At 42.9% G+C, this 20687-nt stretch carries 21 protein-coding genes; 7 read left to right on the forward strand and 14 right to left on the reverse strand.

Annotation, left to right across the window (positions count from 1 at the left end):
* Positions 1-159: 159 nt before the first annotated feature.
* From ACYVBM_RS01660 to ACYVBM_RS01685, 6 genes are all read left to right on the forward strand, one after another.
* Positions 160-450 (forward strand): hypothetical protein, encoded by a 291-nt coding sequence (locus ACYVBM_RS01660; protein ID WP_460683869.1) that lies wholly within the window; start codon positions 160-162, stop codon positions 448-450.
* Positions 451-499: 49 nt separating this feature from the next.
* On the forward strand, positions 500-1282 hold the full coding sequence (locus ACYVBM_RS01665) for an MBL fold metallo-hydrolase (RefSeq protein WP_460683870.1): 783 nt from the start codon (positions 500-502) through the stop codon (positions 1280-1282).
* A 178-nt stretch (positions 1283-1460) separates the two neighbouring features.
* On the forward strand, positions 1461-1730 hold the full coding sequence (locus ACYVBM_RS01670) for a DUF2089 family protein (protein ID WP_460683871.1): 270 nt from the start codon (positions 1461-1463) through the stop codon (positions 1728-1730).
* A gap of 1 nt (position 1731) precedes the next feature.
* Positions 1732-2319, forward strand: coding sequence for a hypothetical protein (locus ACYVBM_RS01675; protein ID WP_460683872.1), 588 nt, complete (start codon positions 1732-1734; stop codon positions 2317-2319).
* Positions 2320-2329: 10 nt separating this feature from the next.
* Positions 2330-3694 carry an alpha/beta hydrolase family protein gene (locus tag ACYVBM_RS01680; protein WP_460683873.1) on the forward strand — a complete coding sequence of 455 codons (1365 nt, stop codon included), beginning with the start codon at positions 2330-2332 and terminating at the stop codon, positions 3692-3694.
* The gene (locus ACYVBM_RS01685; RefSeq protein WP_460683874.1) at positions 3691-4200 is read left to right on the forward strand and encodes a PH domain-containing protein; all 510 of its coding nucleotides are present in this window, start codon (positions 3691-3693) and stop codon (positions 4198-4200) included. The genes ACYVBM_RS01680 and ACYVBM_RS01685 overlap by 4 nt, the downstream gene beginning before the upstream one ends.
* Positions 4201-4230: 30 nt before the next feature.
* On the opposite strand, the gene ACYVBM_RS01690 is transcribed toward ACYVBM_RS01685, so the two are convergent.
* The 3 genes from ACYVBM_RS01690 to ACYVBM_RS01700 form a co-directional block, all read right to left on the reverse strand.
* Entirely contained in the window at positions 4231-4419 is a 189-nt protein-coding gene (locus ACYVBM_RS01690; protein ID WP_460683875.1) for a hypothetical protein, read from the reverse strand.
* Between the two features lie 50 nt (positions 4420-4469).
* Positions 4470-6698 carry an alpha/beta hydrolase family protein gene (locus ACYVBM_RS01695; RefSeq protein ID WP_460683876.1) on the reverse strand — a complete coding sequence of 743 codons (2229 nt, stop codon included), beginning with the start codon at positions 6696-6698 and terminating at the stop codon, positions 4470-4472.
* Between the two features lie 120 nt (positions 6699-6818).
* Positions 6819-8291, reverse strand: a complete 1473-nt coding sequence (locus ACYVBM_RS01700; RefSeq protein ID WP_460683877.1) for a glycine--tRNA ligase — start codon at positions 8289-8291, stop codon at positions 6819-6821.
* Positions 8292-8403: 112 nt separating this feature from the next.
* Here ACYVBM_RS01700 and ACYVBM_RS01705 point away from each other — a divergent pair, with 112 nt between their 5' ends.
* The gene (locus ACYVBM_RS01705; RefSeq protein ID WP_460683878.1) at positions 8404-8883 is read left to right on the forward strand and encodes a DinB family protein; all 480 of its coding nucleotides are present in this window, start codon (positions 8404-8406) and stop codon (positions 8881-8883) included.
* Between the two features lie 28 nt (positions 8884-8911).
* On the opposite strand, the gene ACYVBM_RS01710 is transcribed toward ACYVBM_RS01705, so the two are convergent.
* From ACYVBM_RS01710 to ACYVBM_RS01760, 11 genes are all read right to left on the reverse strand, one after another.
* Positions 8912-9427 carry a YdeI/OmpD-associated family protein gene (locus tag ACYVBM_RS01710; protein WP_460683879.1) on the reverse strand — a complete coding sequence of 172 codons (516 nt, stop codon included), beginning with the start codon at positions 9425-9427 and terminating at the stop codon, positions 8912-8914.
* Between the two features lie 2 nt (positions 9428-9429).
* Entirely contained in the window at positions 9430-10302 is an 873-nt protein-coding gene (locus tag ACYVBM_RS01715) for an outer membrane beta-barrel protein (protein ID WP_460683880.1), read from the reverse strand.
* Between the two features lie 189 nt (positions 10303-10491).
* The gene (locus ACYVBM_RS01720) at positions 10492-11343 is read right to left on the reverse strand and encodes a hypothetical protein (protein ID WP_460683881.1); all 852 of its coding nucleotides are present in this window, start codon (positions 11341-11343) and stop codon (positions 10492-10494) included.
* Positions 11344-11363: 20 nt separating this feature from the next.
* Positions 11364-12365: an anti-sigma factor family protein gene (locus ACYVBM_RS01725; protein ID WP_460683882.1), complete on the reverse strand. Its 1002-nt coding sequence runs from the start codon at positions 12363-12365 to the stop codon at positions 11364-11366.
* A 17-nt stretch (positions 12366-12382) separates the two neighbouring features.
* The gene (locus ACYVBM_RS01730) at positions 12383-12868 is read right to left on the reverse strand and encodes an RNA polymerase sigma factor (protein WP_460683883.1); all 486 of its coding nucleotides are present in this window, start codon (positions 12866-12868) and stop codon (positions 12383-12385) included.
* A 193-nt stretch (positions 12869-13061) separates the two neighbouring features.
* On the reverse strand, positions 13062-14402 hold the full coding sequence (gene rodA, locus ACYVBM_RS01735) for a rod shape-determining protein RodA (RefSeq protein WP_460683884.1): 1341 nt from the start codon (positions 14400-14402) through the stop codon (positions 13062-13064).
* A 1-nt stretch (position 14403) separates the two neighbouring features.
* Entirely contained in the window at positions 14404-16509 is a 2106-nt protein-coding gene (mrdA, locus tag ACYVBM_RS01740) for a penicillin-binding protein 2 (protein ID WP_460683885.1), read from the reverse strand.
* 258 nt (positions 16510-16767) lie between these two features.
* The gene (locus ACYVBM_RS01745) at positions 16768-18105 is read right to left on the reverse strand and encodes an OmpA family protein (RefSeq protein ID WP_460683886.1); all 1338 of its coding nucleotides are present in this window, start codon (positions 18103-18105) and stop codon (positions 16768-16770) included.
* A gap of 139 nt (positions 18106-18244) precedes the next feature.
* Positions 18245-19015: a hypothetical protein gene (locus ACYVBM_RS01750; protein WP_460683887.1), complete on the reverse strand. Its 771-nt coding sequence runs from the start codon at positions 19013-19015 to the stop codon at positions 18245-18247.
* Between the two features lie 12 nt (positions 19016-19027).
* On the reverse strand, positions 19028-19777 hold the full coding sequence (locus ACYVBM_RS01755; RefSeq protein ID WP_460683888.1) for a hypothetical protein: 750 nt from the start codon (positions 19775-19777) through the stop codon (positions 19028-19030).
* Positions 19778-19838: 61 nt separating this feature from the next.
* Positions 19839-20615: a hypothetical protein gene (locus tag ACYVBM_RS01760; RefSeq protein ID WP_460683889.1), complete on the reverse strand. Its 777-nt coding sequence runs from the start codon at positions 20613-20615 to the stop codon at positions 19839-19841.
* Positions 20616-20687: the final 72 nt, after the last annotated feature.

Raw genomic sequence — 20687 nt, forward strand, 5'->3', positions numbered from 1 at the left:
TTCAGAAATTCAAAATCGAATGGAAGCGGCTCTACGATGCTTTGCCACAAAATTAGCGATTTTGCCAAACACATAAGCCGGCAGAAACATTCCCCATAATATTAACATTGCCCCATACGGCTTTTGGCAATTGTTTATATTTGCGCATCAATAAGCAAGATGATTAAGTACACACAAAATACCTTAGACAAATTAGAAGCTATACCCGAACAATGCGGCTATATTTTACGATATGAAAGGGGAAATTTTCAAAGTGGATATTGTATTTTAGACAATAAAAAAGTAGTGGTACTGAATAAGTTTTTACAAACCGAAGGGCGTATTAATGCTTTGGTTGAAATGATACCCCAACTGAATATTGATCCGGAAAACCTGGACGATAATGCCAGGAAGCTCTACACCGAAGTAATGGAAAAACCGGAAGCGGAGAACGAGCCGGAGACCCCGTAAAATCCGGGATATAGTATTCATTGTTAATTAATTATTTATCGAATTTCTTTTGCCTTACCCGCCTTTACAAATCACTTTTCTTGGTACCGGTACCAGCTCGGGCGTACCAATGGTAGGCTGCCATTGCGAAGTCTGCACTTCTGCTGACAGCAAAGACAGGCGGCTTAGGTCCAGTATTCTTATACAATCGCCCCGCACTACTATTGTAATAGATACAGGTCCCGACTTCAGACAGCAAATGCTTGTTAACCAGGTTAATAATCTGGATGCTATACTTTTAACCCACTCGCATAAAGATCATATAGCCGGTTTGGACGATGTGAGAGCATACAATTATTTTCAGCATCAACCGATGGATGTATTTGCTTCAGCCGCAACCCTGAAACGGGTAAAAACGGAATTTGATTATGCCTTTGCTGACGTAAAATATGTAGGAGTACCTTCTATGAACCTGCATACCATAAATGATACGGACACTTTTTGGGTAAATGATGTGGAAGTGATCCCTATACCGGTATGGCACCTGTACATGCCGGTGCTGGGATTCAGGATGGGAAAATTCACCTATATAACAGATGCTAACAGGATAGAGCCGGCATCTAAAGAAAAAATAAAAGGATCAGAAATACTGGTGCTGAATGCACTGAGGAAAGAAAAGCATATATCGCATTTTACCCTGCAGGAAGCCCTGGATCTTGCCGGGGAACTGGCAATACCACAGGTTTATTTCATTCACCTCTCGCACCAGATCGGTTTACACCATATCATTTCTAAAGAGCTGCCCAAGGGCAGGTATTTAGCTTATGATGGTTTAAAACTGCAAATTCCCTAACATTTGTTAGTTTAATTAAAATAGATTTCCTATTTTTACATCAGGCCTCTTAGCTTGTCGTCATAGTAGGATAAAGTTTTGCCGTCATGTATAAAAGCATGGCGGTTTTTTTTGCCTCATAATTTCATAAAACACAAATATTTTTTAGTTTTATTTATATTTTCTTTAATTTTATTAAATGAAAATGCCCGTTTTGTGCCCAAGCTGTGATCATGCGCTCAAGGTAAGTCAATTAAAATGCGATACCTGCTCTACCGGAATTACAGGCAGTTACGATCTGCCTCTTTTTTTAAAATTGAGCAGGGAGGAACAGGATTTTATCATGGATTTCTTCCTGGCAAGCGGCAGTATTAAAGAAATGGCCAGGCTGGCGGGTAACAGTTATCCTACTATGAGAAACAAAATGGATGATATGATCGAAAAGATCAAAACGCTTAAAACTGATTAAGATGAAACCCGTTTACTTTTTCAACCCGTTTATGAAATTCCAGGAGCGTGCCCTTTTAATAACCGGCATCCTGAGCCTGTTATTAGCCAGTTGGGCAGCTGCTGCCCTTAATATTATTTATGATGGCGTTATTAATATACACCTTACAGCAGAACAAAACTTCATCGCAGCGCTGTTGCAAAACATTATAGCGGTAATGGTACTTTTTGTTTGCTTATATGGTATCAGCCTGTTTGTAAACCAGCGAACCAGGGTTATAGATATTTTAAATGTTGCATTAATCTTTCGCATCCCGTTATACCTTATGGCCTTTGTTATACCGGCAACAAAATCCATACTTCAAAAATTACCGGACATCCAGAAGATAGAGCAGTTTAAACCTTCCGGCCCTGATCTTATATTGCTGACGGTGATTGGCTTTGTATGCCTTATCATGCTGGCTTATGCAGTTATATTGCTTATTAACGGCTTTAAAACTGCTACCAATTCCAAAAAATGGTTTCATGTACTGTTTATAGTTACAGGTCTGCTAATGGCTGATCTGATCGCGAAAATGATGATAACCAGATTTTTTTTACAAAATTCCTGAAACGAATTTTATGCTCAGATACTTATTTATTGCATTATCAACTGTCTTATTTCTTACAGTCTACGGACAATCCATCACAGGTCACTGGGCAGGTGAGCTGGATATACAAGGCGCAAAACTTCCACTGGTACTTCATATTACGCAGAAAGGCACTGCATTTACCAGTACAATGGATAGCCCGGCGCAGGGAGTGAGGGGAATGAAAGTGGATACGACTGAATTGGTGAACGATCGGCTGACTTTAGTAGTGAATAATATCCAACTCCGTTATGTGGGAACAATGGTGAGCGGAGATAGCATTGCCGGTATTTTTACGCAAATGACTACTTCTTTACCATTAAGGCTTACCCGTACAAAAGATAGCCTTCCGGTATATAACCGTCCGCAAACGCCACACCCGCCGTTCAGCTATAAAATCGAGGAGATTGTCCTAAGAAACCAGGATGAGGGAAATCTGCTGGCGGGCACCTTAACTACGCCTTCCAATAAAAAGAATTTTCCTGTTGTAGTAATGATCACAGGCAGCGGTGCACAAGACCGTGATGGAACGTTGTTTGGGCACAAGCCTTTTTTAGTGATCGCCGATCATCTTGCTAATAACGGGATCGGCTCTTTAAGGCTCGATGACAGGAATGTTGGCGGTTCTGAAGCAGGAAAGGACGGGCCTACTACTGCCGATTTTGTTACAGATATAAACAGCGCGGTACATTACCTGGCAAGACGAGGCTTTAAGCACATCGGTCTTCTAGGACACAGCGAAGGGGGTATGATTGCCCCGCTGGTGGCCAACAATAATAAAAAAGTGCAATTCATAATATCTATGGCCGGACCGGGCGTACCTGTCGATACTTTGATGAAAAAGCAGCTTGATGTGGCTTTAAAGCTTGGTAATGTGCCCGAAGCTGCCGCTGATATTAATAAAGCTATTGTAAATGAGGCATACAGCTTCAACAACAATTATACAGGTAATCATTTAAAAACAGATCTTGAGCAGCATCTTGCTCAAAAATTTCCACTGGTGCAGGACATGAGCAAAGCTGTAGCTGCACAGGTTGGCACATCCTGGTTCTCTTATTTTGCCAAACAAAATCCGCAAATAGCGATTGAAAAAATAAAGATTCCTGTACTGGCTATAAATGGTTCGCTTGACTTTCAGGTAGATGCCCTATTAAACCTGGCCGGTTGGAAAACCTCGCTTGAAAGAGCTGGCAATAAAAACTTTGAAGTAACAGAGCTGCCGGGACTCAATCATCTTTTCCAGCAAGCAAAAACCGGTGCTGCCAGCGAGTACGCTACTATTGAAGAAACGATATCGCCAACAGTGCTGCAGTTAATCACAGGTTGGATACTGAAAATCTCAAAACAATTAAAATGAACTATAATGCATCGTACGATACGGCAACGAAAATAATCACGCCTGCAGTAATAATACTTGTAGCAGCAAGTATGGCAGCGTTGTTTCTTGTGCATACCAAAGAAGACACAGGTTGGGTATTGTTTATCGTGTTGCTGACCGTCCTATTGCTTTTGGTAGTTAGTGCAGCCTCGGCGCCAAAATCGTACAGCATTGATAAGAACCATATTTATATTAACCGCTTGCTGATGCCACCCTTAAAAATTGCAATAGCTGATGTTTTATCAGTGGCGCCTGTACCGAAACAACAATTAAAAGGAAGTTTCCGCCTGTTTGGCGCGGGAGCTTTCTTTGGTTATTACGGAACATTTATCAGCAAAAAGCTGGGCCGCATGAAATGGTTTGCAACAAACCTGCATAACGCTGTTTTTATTAAAACCCACGGCGGGAAAAAATATTTACTGACACCGGATGAGCAGAACGCTTTTATAGAAACCATTCAAAATAACATAAAAAAAGCGGCCTGAGCCACTTTATAAGAATCCATTTGAAAAAGCTCAGAGCGCCTCACCTGTCTTTTTTTGCCCTACGGCGTCTTTTACATTTTGCGGCACTTTATCCCATAGATTTTTGCCCGCTTCGGAAACCTTATCCTTTATATTGGCTTTTTGCTCTGGTGTCATTTTATACTTCCAGTACGCCCAGGCTGCAAGGCCTAATGCTATTAAACCACTTGTTTTTTTCATGTGTATATTTTTTAATTTCATAAAAAGGCATAAAACATGCCATTATGGTTTTATTTCAAATATTGCGCCAGAAAGCCCAGCATGGTTTTATAAAATTCAATACGGTTTTCTTCGCGTTGGAAACCGTGCCCTTCATTATATTTAACCATATAAGGCACATTGAAACCTTTGGCACGAAGCGCTTTCACGATCTGATCAGATTCATTGATATTTACACGGGGATCATTAGCGCCCTGCACAACAAGAAGAGGCTTCTTGATTTTATCTAACTGGTAAACCGGCGACACTTCCCTGGCAATTTTAGCTTCTTCCGGATTGTCCAGATCGTACCAGATTTGTTTTACCATCTCCTTGTAAGGTTTCCAGTATTCGGGGAAAGAGGCAAAAAACGTTTCGATATTGGACACACCCACATAGTCAACGCCGCAAGTGTACATATCCGGCGTTTTTATCAACCCCATTAAAGTGGCATAACCACCGTGGCTGCCTCCGTAAATGGCTATTTTATTTTTATCGGCCCATCCCTGATTAATGGCATATTTAACACCATCCTCCACATCATCCATCAACTTACGGCCTATTTGCTTAAACCCTGCTCTTAAAAATTCCTTACCGTAACCTCCGCTGATCCTGAAATTAACCTGTAGCGTGGCGTACCCACGGCTGGCAAACAACTGGGCCTCGGGATTAAACCCCCAGCTATCCCTTATACCCTGCGGACCTCCATGCGGATTTACGACCATTGGTACCACCTTACCTTCAAGAGCTGCTTTCGGCAATGTGATATAACCATGAATGGTTTTGCCATCGCGGCTTTTAAAAGAAATAGCTTTCATTACCGCCATATCTGCCTCTTTCAACTGTGGCATCAGGTCATACAAAAATGTAGTTTTTCCGGTTGCAGCATCATATATATAATATTTACCAACCAACCTGTCGCTGGTTACATATACCAGGTATTTGCTTTCGTCGTCGGTCTTTCCCGCAATGCCAAACTGGTAACCTTTAAAATCGTTGGAAAGATTGTTATAGATCTTTTTAAATGTTTCACTAACAGATATGATCTCCTCTTTTTCGCCCTCATAGCTGTAGTAGTCTACTTCATAATTCCGTTTACGCGAAAGAGCGATACCTGCGGCATCAAAATCCTTATTGGCAAAAACCTCTTTTATTTTTTCCTTCTTTTTAAAATCATAAAGAATAATACGGGACTTGTCAGAGTCCAGATTGGTTACAACATAAGCTTCATCAGGACTGGCCGGATTATAACTAAAGGACTGTATGCTAAAAGCATCGTCCCAGTTGTTAGTAAAATAAAGCTCATAATCAGCAGCGCCGGAAGGTTTATAAAAATACTGCGATTTAATTCCCTGGAACATTCTGGTAAAACCTCTTAGGTTTCCATCTTTATCAAAATCATAGCCCACAACCGGATTGGCTACATCTTTATTTTCATATAATTTTTCGAGAGATCCTGTTACCACGTTTACTTTATAAGGTTCAAAAACCTGTTTATTGTCTTTGTTCATGGTGATGATCATGTAATTCTTCTGATCTTTCAATATCCGTTCAATACCAGCCTGCACACCATCAAAGGGGGTAAGATCGAGCATATTACTGCCGTCTACTCCTGCTGCATAAATATGATAATTTTCATTACCGCCGTTATCCATAACATACACCAGCCTATCATCATTGATCCAGCCATAGCCTTTGATCAGTTCCTCTTTTTCCTCGATAGCCCTGGTAACCTTGCCGGTTGCAATTTCTTTTACATACACATGGCGCTTCCCATTATCTTCTTTTTCCATGTAAGAAAGATATTTGCCGCCGGGAGATAACTGAAACTGAGCCGACCGGGGCTTTGCAAAATAGTCCTCTACTTTATATTTATAATTACCTCTATCCTGCGCCATTATTTTTTGAAGTTCCGCTTCGCTGGAAGGCAGCGTCGTGTCCCCGGGTTTGGTCACTACTGTTTGAGTAAGCACCAGGGGCAATGTTGTGCCGCCCTGTTTAAACTCACCCGTTATGGTTTTATTATCAAGTGTACCACTATAGCTTAAACCGGCCGCTTTTACTCCAAGAAATAATTTATTGTCCGAAAATGAAGTACTATCTACTGGTATGCCGGTTGCGCCCTGCGCCGGGCTGTCCATAGAGGTAATCCATTTGTCGTTATCTTTTTTTATATGGAATATTAACGGGAGCTGTGTTCCCTGAACTTCCAGTGCCCCTTTCCAGGAGCCTGTGATATCTTGTGCGTTTATTGCCCTCATAGAGATTAAAACAAGAAAAAATATTAGTAAAAGAGATTTTTTCATGACCTAGAATTGTACGGTGATGTTATATATTAAAACACATGCGGTACGCCCGGTGTGTTTTCTATCAAACGATTGTTATTTATTAACAGCATTATTAATGATCTCGCCTATCTGGCCTATGGTAATCCGCTCCTGCTGCATATTATCGCGATAGCGTATAGTTACTGTATTGTCTTCTTTGGTTTGATGATCGATAGTTACACAAAAAGGCACACCCAGGGCATCCATTCTTCTGTAACGCTTGCCGATAGCATCTTTCTCTTCGTAGAAGCATTTGAACGCGCCGCGATATTTTGCCATAATTTCCTGTGCTATTTCGGGCAACCCGTCTTTTTTCAACAGCGGGAATACAGCCAGCTTAACAGGAGCCAGCTTTGCAGGAAACTTCAGTACTACCCGGTCATCTTTTTTATCGGCAGTGCTTAAATCTTCTTCGGTATAAGCGGCGCATATCATCGAAAGGAACATGCGATCCAAACCAATGGAGGTTTCAATTACATAAGGAATATAATTACCGTAAGGCTTGCCGGTTTCTGGATTAATATCATTATCAAAATACTGCATTTTCTTTTTGCTGTACTCCTGGTGATTACGCAAATCAAAATCAGTACGGCTATGGATACCTTCCAGCTCTTTAAAGCCCATGGGGAAATTATATTCTATGTCACAGGCTGCATCGGCATAGTGCGCCAGCTTTACGTGATCGTGAAAGCGATATTCAGACTCTGGCACGCCTAATTCGAGGTGCCATTTTAAACGTGCCTCTTTCCAGTACTCGTACCACTGCTGCTGCGAGCCGGGCCTGATAAAGAACTGCATCTCCATTTGCTCAAACTCGCGCATGCGGAAAATAAACTGCCGCGCTACAATTTCGTTACGGAAAGCTTTACCGATCTGCGCAATACCAAAAGGTATTTTCATGCGACCGGTTTTTTGCACATTGAGAAAGTTGACAAAAATGCCCTGTGCTGTTTCGGGTCGTAAGTAAACTTTGTTATTCTCATCTTCCGAAGAAACGGTTGAGCCAAACTCGGTAGAAAACATCAGGTTGAACTGTCGGATATCGGTCCAGTTGGCAGTGCCGCTTACCGGGCATTTTATTTTATTATCGTCAATGATCTTTTTTAAGCCTGCCAGATCGCCAGATGCATCTGCTTGCTCCATCCGGGTAATGATAGCAGCCGCTTCGTCTTCTTTTCCTTCGGCTTTTAGCTGATCGGTGTGCGACTCAATCAAATGATCTACACGATAGCGTTTTTTACTATCCCTGTTATCGATCATCGGGTCGTTAAAGCCATCCACGTGGCCGCTCGCTTTCCATGTAGTCGGGTGCATAAATATAGCCGCATCAATGCCTACAATATTGTCGTGCATCTGGGTCATGCTCTTCCACCAGTAATCCTTAATGTTCTTTTTCAGCTCGGCGCCCCATTGACCATAGTCATACACAGCCTGTAAGCCGTCGTATATTTCACTGCTGGGAAAAATAAATCCGTACTCTTTACAATGCGATATGATCGCCTGAAACCTGTTAGTATCTGTTGCCATAAGGGTGCAAAAATACGGGACGGATCGGTTATTTCTGATGTAGGATTTAAGATTTCTGATTTAGCACCAGGTAATTGTTTAAATTAGCGGTGCAATAATCGATCCGTGAAACATGAACAACCTATCGCAACAGCTGGCACAGCAGTTTACAGACGTACATCAAACCAAAGACTGGGTATCTACTACCAGCCTAAAACTTCAGCTAAGTGATGTTAGCTGGGAAGAAGCCAATAAAAAAATTGGCAACCACAACAGCATTGCCGTTTTAGCCTTCCATCTTAATTACTATATAAGCGGTATTAACCGTGTGCTGGAAGGCAACCCATTAGACATTAAGGATAAATTCAGCTTTGATGCTCCCAAGATTGCGAATGACGAGAGCTGGCAAACACTTTTGAAAAAGCTGGACGATGATGCTGCCAGGTTTTCGGCGCTCGTGGGCCAAAAGCCGCAGGAATACTGGGAGCAGCCTTTTGCCAACCTGAACTACGGAAGCAATTATCACAATATCAATGCGATGATCCAGCATATTTATTACCACCTGGGGCAAATTGTATTACTGAAAAAGTTACTTAGAGATAAGAAAACGTAATTTTAAAATAGCGGTCAGATCATTCTTTTTATTTTCCACGATGATACCTGATCATCTGCCCGTAATCCATTTTATTGGCCAACCCGAAAACAGATTGTGCAATTCGTTTGACTTTGGTGGCTTCTGTTTTGGCATCATCAACCCATTTACTGAAATAGTTTTGGTGAGAAGGCGTCAGCATATTAAAAAAAGCCTTAGCCCCCGGGTCATCTTCCAGGCAGGCTATGAAATCAGCATTTAATTCATACTTCTTTTTATCCGCAGATAGCGTTACTTCCACCATTGCGCCGTGCTTTTTGGCTATACCTTTTCTCATAGCGGCATTTACTGCCATTAAAAACGACCCGCCACCGGCAGGCAATAATGAAACGCCCTCAATAGGATGTTTATCTATTCGTCCTTTTACGCGGAAGCTCTTTTTATTGCCGGGCTTAAGCTGTTGTGCAAGGTCGGCAGGTATTTCAATGTAAGTCCAGCCTGTTTTATCGGCATTCTCCTCGAATTTATGAAGGGTTGCAGTGAAGAAGACAGGTTTATTTTTCACGCCTAATTCGTTTCTACTTTACCGAAAACTTCTACCGGTTTTATCCTGATACCGAAATTATAGGGTGTAATGTCAAGTCCGCGCTGGTACATACTTTTAAAAGCGTAAGAACCGTACAGCCTGATTATACCCAGGTTTACTTCAGCAACATACGACAATTTCCAGGGGCGCATGTCAAAATCGCCACGCGTTTTTGTTTTGCCTTCATCAGAGGTAATCGCCTTATTACGGGCACTATATAAATAACCTGCGCTAATGCCTGCGCTGATCTCAAATGGATAAAGACGATAAGGTGTGAGATTAAAATTAAGCATTACCGGCATAGTGATATAATCGGCAGCCAGTTTATTTTTTTTATAGCTCCTGTTCAGCGTCTCATCCAAAAAAATAACGGGCGCATTTTCTACTGCGGGCACTTGTGCCACGTAACGGATAGGTTGCTTGTAATGATAATTATTCAGCTCCAATCCTAATCCGTACTGGAAGTTGACATAATGGCTAACCAGGTCGAACTGCTGGGTAACCAGCCATATATTTACGTTCCGCGATTTGAAAGGCTTCAAATCCAGCCACTCTGAATTTACATCACCGGAAGCATACCCTTTAGCTTCAGCACTTGAATAATCCGTGTTATCTACATAGTTTGACACGCCGATATCTATAGTAGCCCACTGGGTTTTGATTTTTTTAGGGCTGGTACGGCTGCTCAGTTTTTTCAGAAAGCCTTTCTTTACCTCATCAGGTATAGCATCAGGATCATTATCTCTTATAATTGTAACACCCCCTATTTCAAGCGTATCAGGTTTAGGCCGGTCCTGTGCCATTGATGTAAAAGCAAGAGGAACCAAGATCAGTAACAGAAAAAGTCTCGTCATCCTGTAAAGATACATTTTACAGTAAAAATAAAGTATGCAGGTTGTGAAAACACTATCCGGCGAAAAAAATAGCGCCCGTGTAAACTTTTGAATGCAGGAAAATTCTCCTTTTTTCTGCCTTCCTAAATCATCGGGAAAAGACAGAACAAGAGCGCGAGAGCAAAGCCGGTCTTTATAATCCGAATTTCTTTAAAACCTGATACCTACAGTATAGGGTGTCATATCCAGACCGTTCTTGAACATACTCTTTGCAGCATAAGAACCATACAGGCTGAGATACCCTAAATTAATCTCTGCTACATAGGCCAGCTTCCAGGGACGCAGGTTAAAGTTGTCCTTTAGCTTCTCCTTTCCCTCATCGGAAGTAATGGTTTTATTGCGGGCACTATATAAATACCCCGCGCTGATACCTGCGCTAAAACCCCATTCCCGCTTCTTTCCATAAGAAAAAACAGCATCCTTTCCTTTTTTGTATTTAATAGAACTTCCACTGCCTGATCCAAAATCAAAGTTGAGCATGAAAGGAACAGTTACATAATCAGCCGCCAGCTTATTTTTTGAATAGGTACGGCCGGCTGTATTGTCCCAACGAATATACGGAGCGTTCTCATTGAACCTTACAGGGCTTTTAAACCTGTAATTATTCAACTCAAGCCCCAGCGCATATTTAAGGTTTACCGTATGATTCACCAAATTCACCTTCTGGCTGAGTATCCACAGGTTTACATTTACCGATTTACCATTCTTCAGATCAAACCAATCAGCAGTACTACCGGGAGCTACAGCGTCTGATCCGGCAGAACCATACGCTGTATGGTCAACAAAATTGGCAAATCCAAAGTCGAAACCGCCCAGCCAGTTGGTAGTAACATTTTTGCGGCGCGATGTTTTTTGATACAGATTGCCCTCGGCATCTACTATCACCTTTTTATTGTTCTTATCCGTAATCACCTGTACTGTAACAGAGGAGGTATCTTTCTGGGCAAATACATTGGCAGACCATATCAGTCCTAATACAGCGGGCATTATTTTTCGTAACATATCACTTTCAGTTTTAAGTATTATTTTTTGAGGTTGATGGCAAAGCCGGCTACATGAATATCATCCCCATCGCCAGATAAAATATCCAGTGCACGGTCGCTAATTTTTTTTCCTATTTTTTTAAGCAAAGAGTTTTTCTTTTCTTTTTCGGGAATTTCAGTAACAGCGGTTTGCATTGCTGTTTCGGCCATTATTGGCTGTTCCTTGATTTCTTTAGCTGTCCCGGGAATATTACTGGCTGAAGTATGCTCTACAGCCGGAACAGTTCTTTCTGCTTCAGTTACCTGTGTTGTACGCCCTCTTTCTGTCGTTTTTTTCTCAGGCAGGTCGGCAGTTACCGGCTGTGCTGACGTGAATACGGGAACCTGAGTTGTATTCTTTTTTGGCTCATCTTTCTTTTGAGGGCTAACATATTGTCGGGGTTCCTCCATCATCTTTCCCGCCGGAGTTGTATCAAGCAAAGCTGCCTGCGGGCTTATTCTTTTTGCAGGTGCTGATCTTGTTGTATCTATCACAGCCAAAGGACTTTCTACCTCTGTTTCCTCCTTATACAAAAACAGCCAGGCGCTTACTAAAAGCAGTAATGAAGCAGCTATCGCCATTTTCCACCAGTCCATTTTTTTAACCCTGGCCCTTCTGTATAAAACGTCTTTACCTGGATATACAACAGAAGTATCCGGTTTAAAATATAATTTTTCCAGCAAAGCCAGGCGCTGTTTTATATTATCATTTTCGTCTGCTGCTTTTTCAATAGCAGCAGCCATTTCCGGTGCGATCTCCTCATCCAGGTAAGTAAGCAGATCTTCTTCTCTAAAACCATTTATAGCCATCAGCTTTTCCTTATCCTCCAAATGAATATCCTTTTCACTGCCCGACACCGTATACCGCAACAAATCCAGCTCAGCCTTCAGATCAGGATTTTGCTGTATAAAAGCATCCACCATTTCCCTTTCGGCTGCAGACAGCTCAAGATCTACATACATCAGGAAAAACTCTTCATAATTATGTCGGTTGATTTGCATTGTCCCTTTTTAAAAAATTAAACTAAATGGTCCATTTTTACGAGGTAGGCTTTTAGCTGCAACCTGGACCGGTGCAGGTACACTTTCACCTGCGAGGCGCTAAGGCCGGTAATTTCTCCAATTTCCTCATAGCTGTACCCCTCATAATCTTTCAATAAAACCAACGACCTGTTTTGTTCCGACAGGCGGCTCAAAGCATCTCCCAGCAACTCTTTCAGGTTATCACGCCGTTCTACTACTCCTGTTTCCAGGTGCTCAAAATTATCGCTCAGGTCCATCCTGCTGTTCTTTCTGTAATGGTCTATCATTTTGTTATAGGCTACTTTAAAAAGATACGCTTTTGCGGTCTCTGCCTTTATCTCCTGCCTGTTTTGCCACAGCACTTCGTAGGCATTTTGTACCATATCTTCCGCATCGGGTCTGTGCTTTAACGTTTTAAGCATAAACCTGTACAGTGCATCCGCATACTCCGTAACACAACTATTATATTCTTTCTCTGTCATAAGCAGCCCGGACCTTTGTAAAATATTTTTATTATTGAACCAGCAGATGAATACGCCTCAGCAGTCTTGCGTCGCACACTTCATTTGTGGTATTCATCTCATCATAACAGTGCCGCTATGGCATACTCTCTGAAACCTCCTGTACCAATTATACGGATGAAAAAATAAAAAGTTACAGCAATTGGAAAAAAAATTAGCGCAGCACCATTTGTCTGTCGGCATCAAGCCTTATCAATATAAAAAGCAATACGCTATTGGTAAGCAGCGAAGTGCCCCCATAGCTGACAAAAGGCAAAGGAATACCGATTACAGGTGCCAGCCCCACCGTCATGGCTATATTAATGGCTATATGGAAAAAGAACACCGATGCCACCCCGTACGCATAACAGCGGCTAAAAGTGCTACGCTGGCGTTCGGCAATGGTTACAATTCTGAAAAGCAGGAGCAGGTAAAGCCCCAAAAGCAAAGCGCTGCCCATAAATCCAAACCCTTCCCCAATGGCATCAAAAATAAAATCGGTACGCTGTTCGGGTACAAAGCCATACCGGGTTTGGGTGCCGCTAAGCAGGCCCTTTCCCCACAATCCACCACTGCCAATAGCTATTTTGGACTGTTTTACATTATAATCTGCCGTATTTTTTTGTTTACCTGTTTTAGCATCAACTTTTACTTCTCCTTTTATATATTCCTCGGGAATATCGCGGCCAATAGTGCTAAAAATGCGCTCTACCTGGTGCTTTTCAAATACATGAGTAAACAGAAAGGGCACGCCAAAGCGCTGGATACCAATACAGAGCAACCCTACTAAAACGATTTTTATCAAAATGCCTTTATCCCTTTTAATCTGCCTTTGGTTGAAGAGGATGGCAATGACAGTAATCCCTGCTAAAATAACAGCCAGCACATTTTTATCGAGCAGCAAAGTAGCTACCACCAGGGCCGCTGCCGCAAAACCAACAATAATGTAAATTGCGGGCAGACCTTCCCTGAACATAACCAGGAAAAAGGCAAAAAACACCAGAGCCAAACCGGTTTCTTTTTGTAAAATCGATAATACCGCAGGGAGGAGTGTAATGCCCGCAGCAATGAGCTGGGATTTGGGCTTGCTAAAATCCATTTCAGGCAATGAAAGATATTTGGCCAGAGCAAGCGCCACGCTTATTTTACAAAATTCAGCGGGCTGAAACTGGAAGCCTCCTATGCGTATAATAGACTCGGTACCTTTTACCGCCGAGTGAAAGGGAAAAACGAGCAGCAATAATAATATACCACCGGCATACCAGAGATTGGCAGTAGCAGGAAAAAACTTACTGTCTGTAAGCAGTATAAACAGGCCCAGAACCATGGCTATACATCCATAATAGAACTGCTTGCTATAATCGGTTTTATAGCTCAGGAAGCTTTGCAATACCGGGTCGCCATCTTTATAGGTAACCGCAAAAATGGCGGTAAAGCCAATCGCCAATAAAATCAGATAGACAATTATTAATATATAATCCACCCCTTTTGATATTTCTGTTTTCCGTTGGCTCATGCTAAATATTCCCTGCTTTGTGCGTGTATTTTTTATTGTCAATAATTGCCCAGTATTCCTTTCTTTCCACATCTTTTTTATTGCCGGGAACTTTGGCGGTTTTCAGGCCGCTGTCTCTTTTCATACTGTCTTTTTTTACCGGTGTATTCCCTTTTAAGTATTTCCTGTAATTCGTGCTGTCCCTTCTTATCCCGGCCCAATAGGCGGAGGTGGTGGAATCTTTTATATACTGTTCGCGGGCAAAATAAGCGGGTATCAGTTTTGTTTTTGATATCTGCTCAAGATCGGCCTTGCTTTTAGGAGTTAAGCTATCCAGCAGGTATTGTTCCATCAATATTCTCGACATTCTTCCTGCCCATGTAGCGCCATAGCCGCCATTCTGCACTACGATGCCAATAGCTATTTTAGGATTCTCTTTTGGGGCAAAACAAACAAATACAGAGTGATTCTGCTGCTTTACCCCTTTATGATAGTTTTCTGCCGTTCCTGTTTTTGCACATACGGCAATGCCGGGAATAGCTGCCGTTCGCGCAGTACCCACCCGTACCACATCTTCCATACCATTAAAAATGGCCTGGTAGGCAGTGTCAGAAATATGGGTCAGCACCTCGTGCCTGGTTCTGTACCTGCCCATAATAGCGGTATCTGCTATTGTTTCGTTCTCAATGCTATCCACAAAATGTGGCGTATAAAAATACCCCCTGTTGGCAATAATACACATGGCATTGGCCAATTGCAGCGGCGTGGCGGTCATCTGGTCCTGTCCTATTCCTAACGTAAGATTGGTGCATGAGTTCCAGCTGCCGTTATATTGTTTATCATACCTTGCTACAGAAGAAATATTTCCCGGGTCTTCGCTTGGCAGATCCACTCCCAGTCTTACCCCTAATCCAAACTTATGCATGTATTCCCTCCATACCTCATATCCCTTTTTCACATTACCATATTTAGGATTGTCCACTGTTTTTCGGTAGATATCTGTAAAGTAGGAGTTGCAGGAATTAGCGGTTGCCAGCCTTAAATTGGCTGCGTGTCCCCCTCCTGCGTGGGTGCAGGCTGGCTTACCCGAGCCACAACCATAATATCGGCCTCCGCAAGGATAACCGAAAGAAGGAGTAATCACTCCCTGATCTAATGCTACCAAACCTCCGATGGGCTTAAAAGTAGAGCCGGGAGGATATTGCCCCTTAATGGCACGATTGAATAACGGGGCCGCATACAAAGAATCCAGTTTAAAAAAGTTACGCTTGAAATCGGGGCCGGTCAGGTCGTTAGGGTTAAAAGTGGGGCCCGAAGCCATAGCCAGGATACCACCGGTTTTGGGGTCAATAGCCACTACACCACCTACCTTGTCTGTAAGCAATTTTTCAGCCAGAGCCTGTAAATCCACATCAATATAAGTTTTCAAACCACGACCGGCAATAGCCGTAGTATCAAACTCACCATTTTCAAAATGCCCTACCAGGCGGTTCTTGTTATCTTTTATCATGTACTCCACGCCCCGCTGCCCCATTAATACTGATTCATAAGTACGCTCTAACCCGTTCTTTCCAATATAATCTCCCATCCGGTAATACTTGGAAGACCGCTCAATTTCGGCCGGGCTCACTTCCCCGATATAACCCAGCACCTGCGCTCCTACATTTGAAGGATAGGTTCTTACCGGCCTGGCCTGCAGGTTGAAACCATTAAACCGCCAGCTGTTTTCCTCGAACCTGGCCTGCATTTGGGGCGTAAGCAATGAGATAAAAATAGAAGGCCGTACACGGGAATTCTTGATAATGGCTTCTACTATCCGCTGGCGAAACTCTGCAGTGTCAATGTTCATCAGCCTGCAAAAAGCCAGCGTGTCAATATTCTTAACTTCCGCCGGTGTTACCATTAAGTCAAACATAATAGTATTATTAAGAATGGGACGGCCTTTTCTATCGAAAATAATTCCCCTTTCGGGGTATACTATTTTGGCAAAAACAGCATTATCCCTTGCCAGCTGATGATATTTTCTGCCAAAAATCTGCAGGTTGACCAACTGCCCCAGGATCACCAGAAACACCAGCAGGAAAATGGCTCGTATGATATAACTTCTACTCTGATTGAATACGGACATAAAAAAAATCGGGGAACTTATAAAGTGTAATTCAATTAATTTGTAAAAGTACAGAGAGTAATTTGTGGTAGCACTAATTTTCCAGATATTTTTTTAAGGTTTACTTAAAGCAGTACTAAAAAGGCCCGGGTTATTACGCCGGGCCACCTGTCAACCAATTTTGAAAAATCATTTCTTTTTATTTACATCCTCACAAACTAACTTTTTTGATTTTCTGTTCCGTTCGGCATACCTTAAACCTGCGGTTTAGCCTTGCCCTCACTTCCGCAGAAATTCCACTCTCCTGTTTTGAGATCTGCCTTCGGGTATAGCATTATCAGCCACAGGCTCGGTATCGCCTTTGCCATCGGTATTCAGGCGGTTAGCCGCGATGCCATACACTCCCACCAATTCGTTTTTCACAGACGCAGCTCTTTGTTTGGATAGCGTAAGATTGCTTTCCTTTTTGCCAATGTTGTCGGTATGGCCGACAATGGTCAGTTTTAAGGACGGATTTTCTTTTAAAATATCCGCTATTTCTTTGAGGGGTGCGGCGGATGGCGGCAGGATGGCAGATGAATTGGTGCTGAACAGAATAGCGTTGGTAGAATATTTTCCTTCTTTCAGGATTTTGGAACGCGCATCTTCTACGGAAGAAGCCAGGCGAATATTTGAAATATAAAAACAGTTTCCTTCCTTTGCCTCGTAACGGCTGAACAATAACGTATTCAGGTTTTTGCCGGCTTCAAAAGCTCTGGGCAGATCCCATATTTTCTCGCCATCCAGGTAAACCCGTAATCGCTGTTGTTGCCGCCATACCTGTACTTTGATTTGATTACTGTTTACATTAAACGCGCTTAACGATTTTATTTTGTTTGCGGCGGATTTTTCGCTGTTCGTCCAAATCTCATATTCGCTGTAACCCAGTTTTTTACCGCCTTCTTCCTGCGGATGCAGCATGAGCAATACGCCGTTGCGCTTGTCTTTGCCGCGTTTTTCTTTATACTTTTCCCAAATGAAAAAATCGTTTTTGTTTTTCATATCAGCAAAGGCTATCCACAAAGGGTAGTCGTAATAAGAGAAAGACGACGGCACATAGAGGTCAAACTCCAGCGTGAAATTTTCGGGCAGTTGCTTTGCAGTTTCCAGCAGGAAAACCCCGGGAGTGGAAAGTTCCATCCATTTTACAGCGGAACCAGAAAGGGTTACAATTTTTCCCGAAGCATCGGTGTTCCATTGTGCCGGGAAATCGCCGATGGCATCGCGTTCAAAATTTTCGGATACCAGCACCTTGTTGCCCGGCTCGAAATCGCTATTGTGGTTCGCGCTTGTTTTTCCCTTGCCGTTTTGCGAAACCGCATGGCCGCCATCGCTTTCGCCGGTATCTTCCGCCTCCCGCGTTTCCTGCTTTTTTCCTTTTTTATTCTTCTTACCTTTCAATACTCCATCTATGGCTTCATCGGTTTTTTGAGAAGTTTCTCTTTCCACACGCCTTTCTACGGTGCGTTCGGCGGCTCCTTTGGCTTTATCGCCCAGCCCCTTTATAAACTGCGCGTTAGCACTGCCGAAGTAGAACAGCAGGGCAAGGAGGCAGAGGTATCTTGTTATTGTTTGCATTATTTCTGTTTAAAGTTTAAGGTTCAATGTTGTCTGAGCTGTGATTTTTTTGATTTCTGCCACAAACCTGCCCTCGGTAGGCAGGGACACGAAGGCACTAGGTTCTTTGTGACTTCGTTCCTTCGTGACTATTCTTTTTTTATCGTTCTACATATTCAAAAAACTCTTCCAAAGCCACATTCGAGATGAGATCGGTCGTAACCCTGCCTGTTGCATATCCTTGTTGGTTATAGGTGTGGGTACAGGAATACCGGGCGTCCAGCGTAGTGCCATAGTAGGCTTCGTAGCCGGTGTAGTTGTTTACAGAGAAAAAGTTAGGGGCTTCATTCAGGGCGATAGCCAGGTATTTGTACGGATGAACCGGCGCTTTTTTATTGTCATACCCGGTAAAGACAAGCCTCCAGTTACTTATAGCATCGGGAGCTGAATAAACTACGGAGAGTAGATTTCCCGCGTTGTCCAATGTATATATGCCCGAACGCTGTTCTGCACCGCTGAAGTTGTAAGTACGGTATTCAATCCTGCCTGTAAGATAAGTAAAGGTATCGTAAGGGCCTGCTGTGCCATCGGTAGCGTAGTTGGTTATTTTTACCGGCCTTGCGTTGCCGTCGTACTCGATAAGGAGATAAGGCTTATGCGAGGGGCTCCCGGGAAAACTAAAATCTATTCTTTCGGGCATTCCGGCAGCGTTGAACTGCCGGTAAGTGCGGTGTACATCGGTTTCACCTCTTGCGTTTATGTCGGTTTCGCCCGTCAGCCTGCCGTCATCGTCATAAGTATATGCTATATGTCCCGAGCCGTGCCGGTATACAGTAAGGTAGGTTTTCCGGTTGTCGTTGTCATCGTTCTTGCGACAGCCGAAAAGCGAGGAGAGGCAGATTAATAGGGATAGGATTTTTGTCGTGTTCATAATTTTCAGATTTTATCGTTTTTCGTATTCATAAGTCACCGTTGTTTCAAAGCCGGAGGGCATTATTTTTAATGTTCTCCTGGTAGGATAGCCGTCCGTGTTGTATTCGTGTGTGTGGGTAAATGTGATGGTTTCTCCCGTATTGCTTGAGACAGATTGATAGTCCGTTATGTTGTTGGTGCTGAAACTCGTAAAAGGTCTGGTATCCTCGTGGTAATAAAACTCCTTCAAAGATTTTTTGTTGTCGTAGGCATTGCAGGTTATCCTGTCCGTTAGTGTATTGTCCGCCCCATACACGTCATAACCCGAAATATTGCCCTGTGCATTGAAATTGTATACAAATCTTCCCCAAAGACCGCCCGAAGAATGGTAATTGCTGAACTCCATCGTGTGGGCAGTATAGATATATTCGACGGTTTTGTAGATGGCGCCCGCTTCCCGGACCGTGATTTTAGTAAGGCGGTTCTGCCCGTCGTATTCCATTTCTTTTGTGGTGGTTTCTCCTGCCTGAACGATGGTTGATTTTGTGGGCAGGCCTGCCGCATTGAAATCCGAATAGGTTTGCGTAGTTACCGTTCCGTCTGTAGCCGTAAAGGTGGTGGAAACCAGCCTGTTCGCGGCGTTGTAGGCAAAAGTAGTGATACCGTTGCTGTTGGTTAGCTTAGCCAAATAGGTTTTGCGCTGCTCCGCTTTGTCTTTCTTACAAGCCGTGAAAGCAAATGTAAGGCAGATGAACAGTGATAAGGTTTTTATTGTTTTCATTTGTTCTTTTGTTTAAAGTGGTCTAAAAGCTTCTTCCTTCGGAGGGGTTAGGGGAGGTTTTTTACCGTTTTTCGTATTCATAAGTTACCGTAGTGCTGACGCCCTCAAGAGTTTCCGTGCTTTTGGTTACATAGCCGTCCTGATTGTACTCGTGGGCATACGTATAGTTAAAACTGCTGCTGCCGCCACCGGATGCCGGGAAAGTAGCGGTGCTGCTCAGTGGGTTATTTTTCGCGATCTCCAGCTTCCAGTCCGAGAAAGGACTTATAAATTCTTTATAGGAACGCTTGTCGTCGTAGGATGTGTAATCCACACGGGACATCTGCACACCGCTTTCGTTGTAATTACGCTGGAAAATAAGGTTACCGCTGTTGTCGTAACTGTACTCCGACCAGTCTATCAGTACCCCTACATTGTCGTAGTACCGCCTTATAACCAGGTTGCCCGAATAAGTAAAAGTAGCATATCTGAATACCACAAGCGTACCTCCTTCGTTGAATAAGGATGTGCGCTTTGTGATGCGGTTCTGGCTATCGTATTCGGATTCCTGGTACATTTTATTTCCGGGATCGGAAGCGTTGTAATGCGTTGCCCGCTGCGGGAGCCCCTGTGCATTGAAGAGGGAATATTCGACAAAGCGTGTGGGCCATGGCACGGAAGTATATGCCGTTTCTTCCTTTACCAGCCTGCCCTCGCTGTTATAAGTAAAGCTGATAACAGATGCGCTTGTAGTGATTTTGGTAAGATAGTTTTTGTGGTTGTCGGGTTTATCCTTTTTACAAGCAATAAAAGACAATGCAAAACATAATAATAGGGATAAGGTTTTTGCTGTTTTCATGATTCTATTAGTTTAAAACGCCTGGTATAAATTCATTCGTTTATCTTATGTAGCGGTATCTGATAATAATGC

Source organism: Niabella aquatica (genome assembly GCF_054779315.1).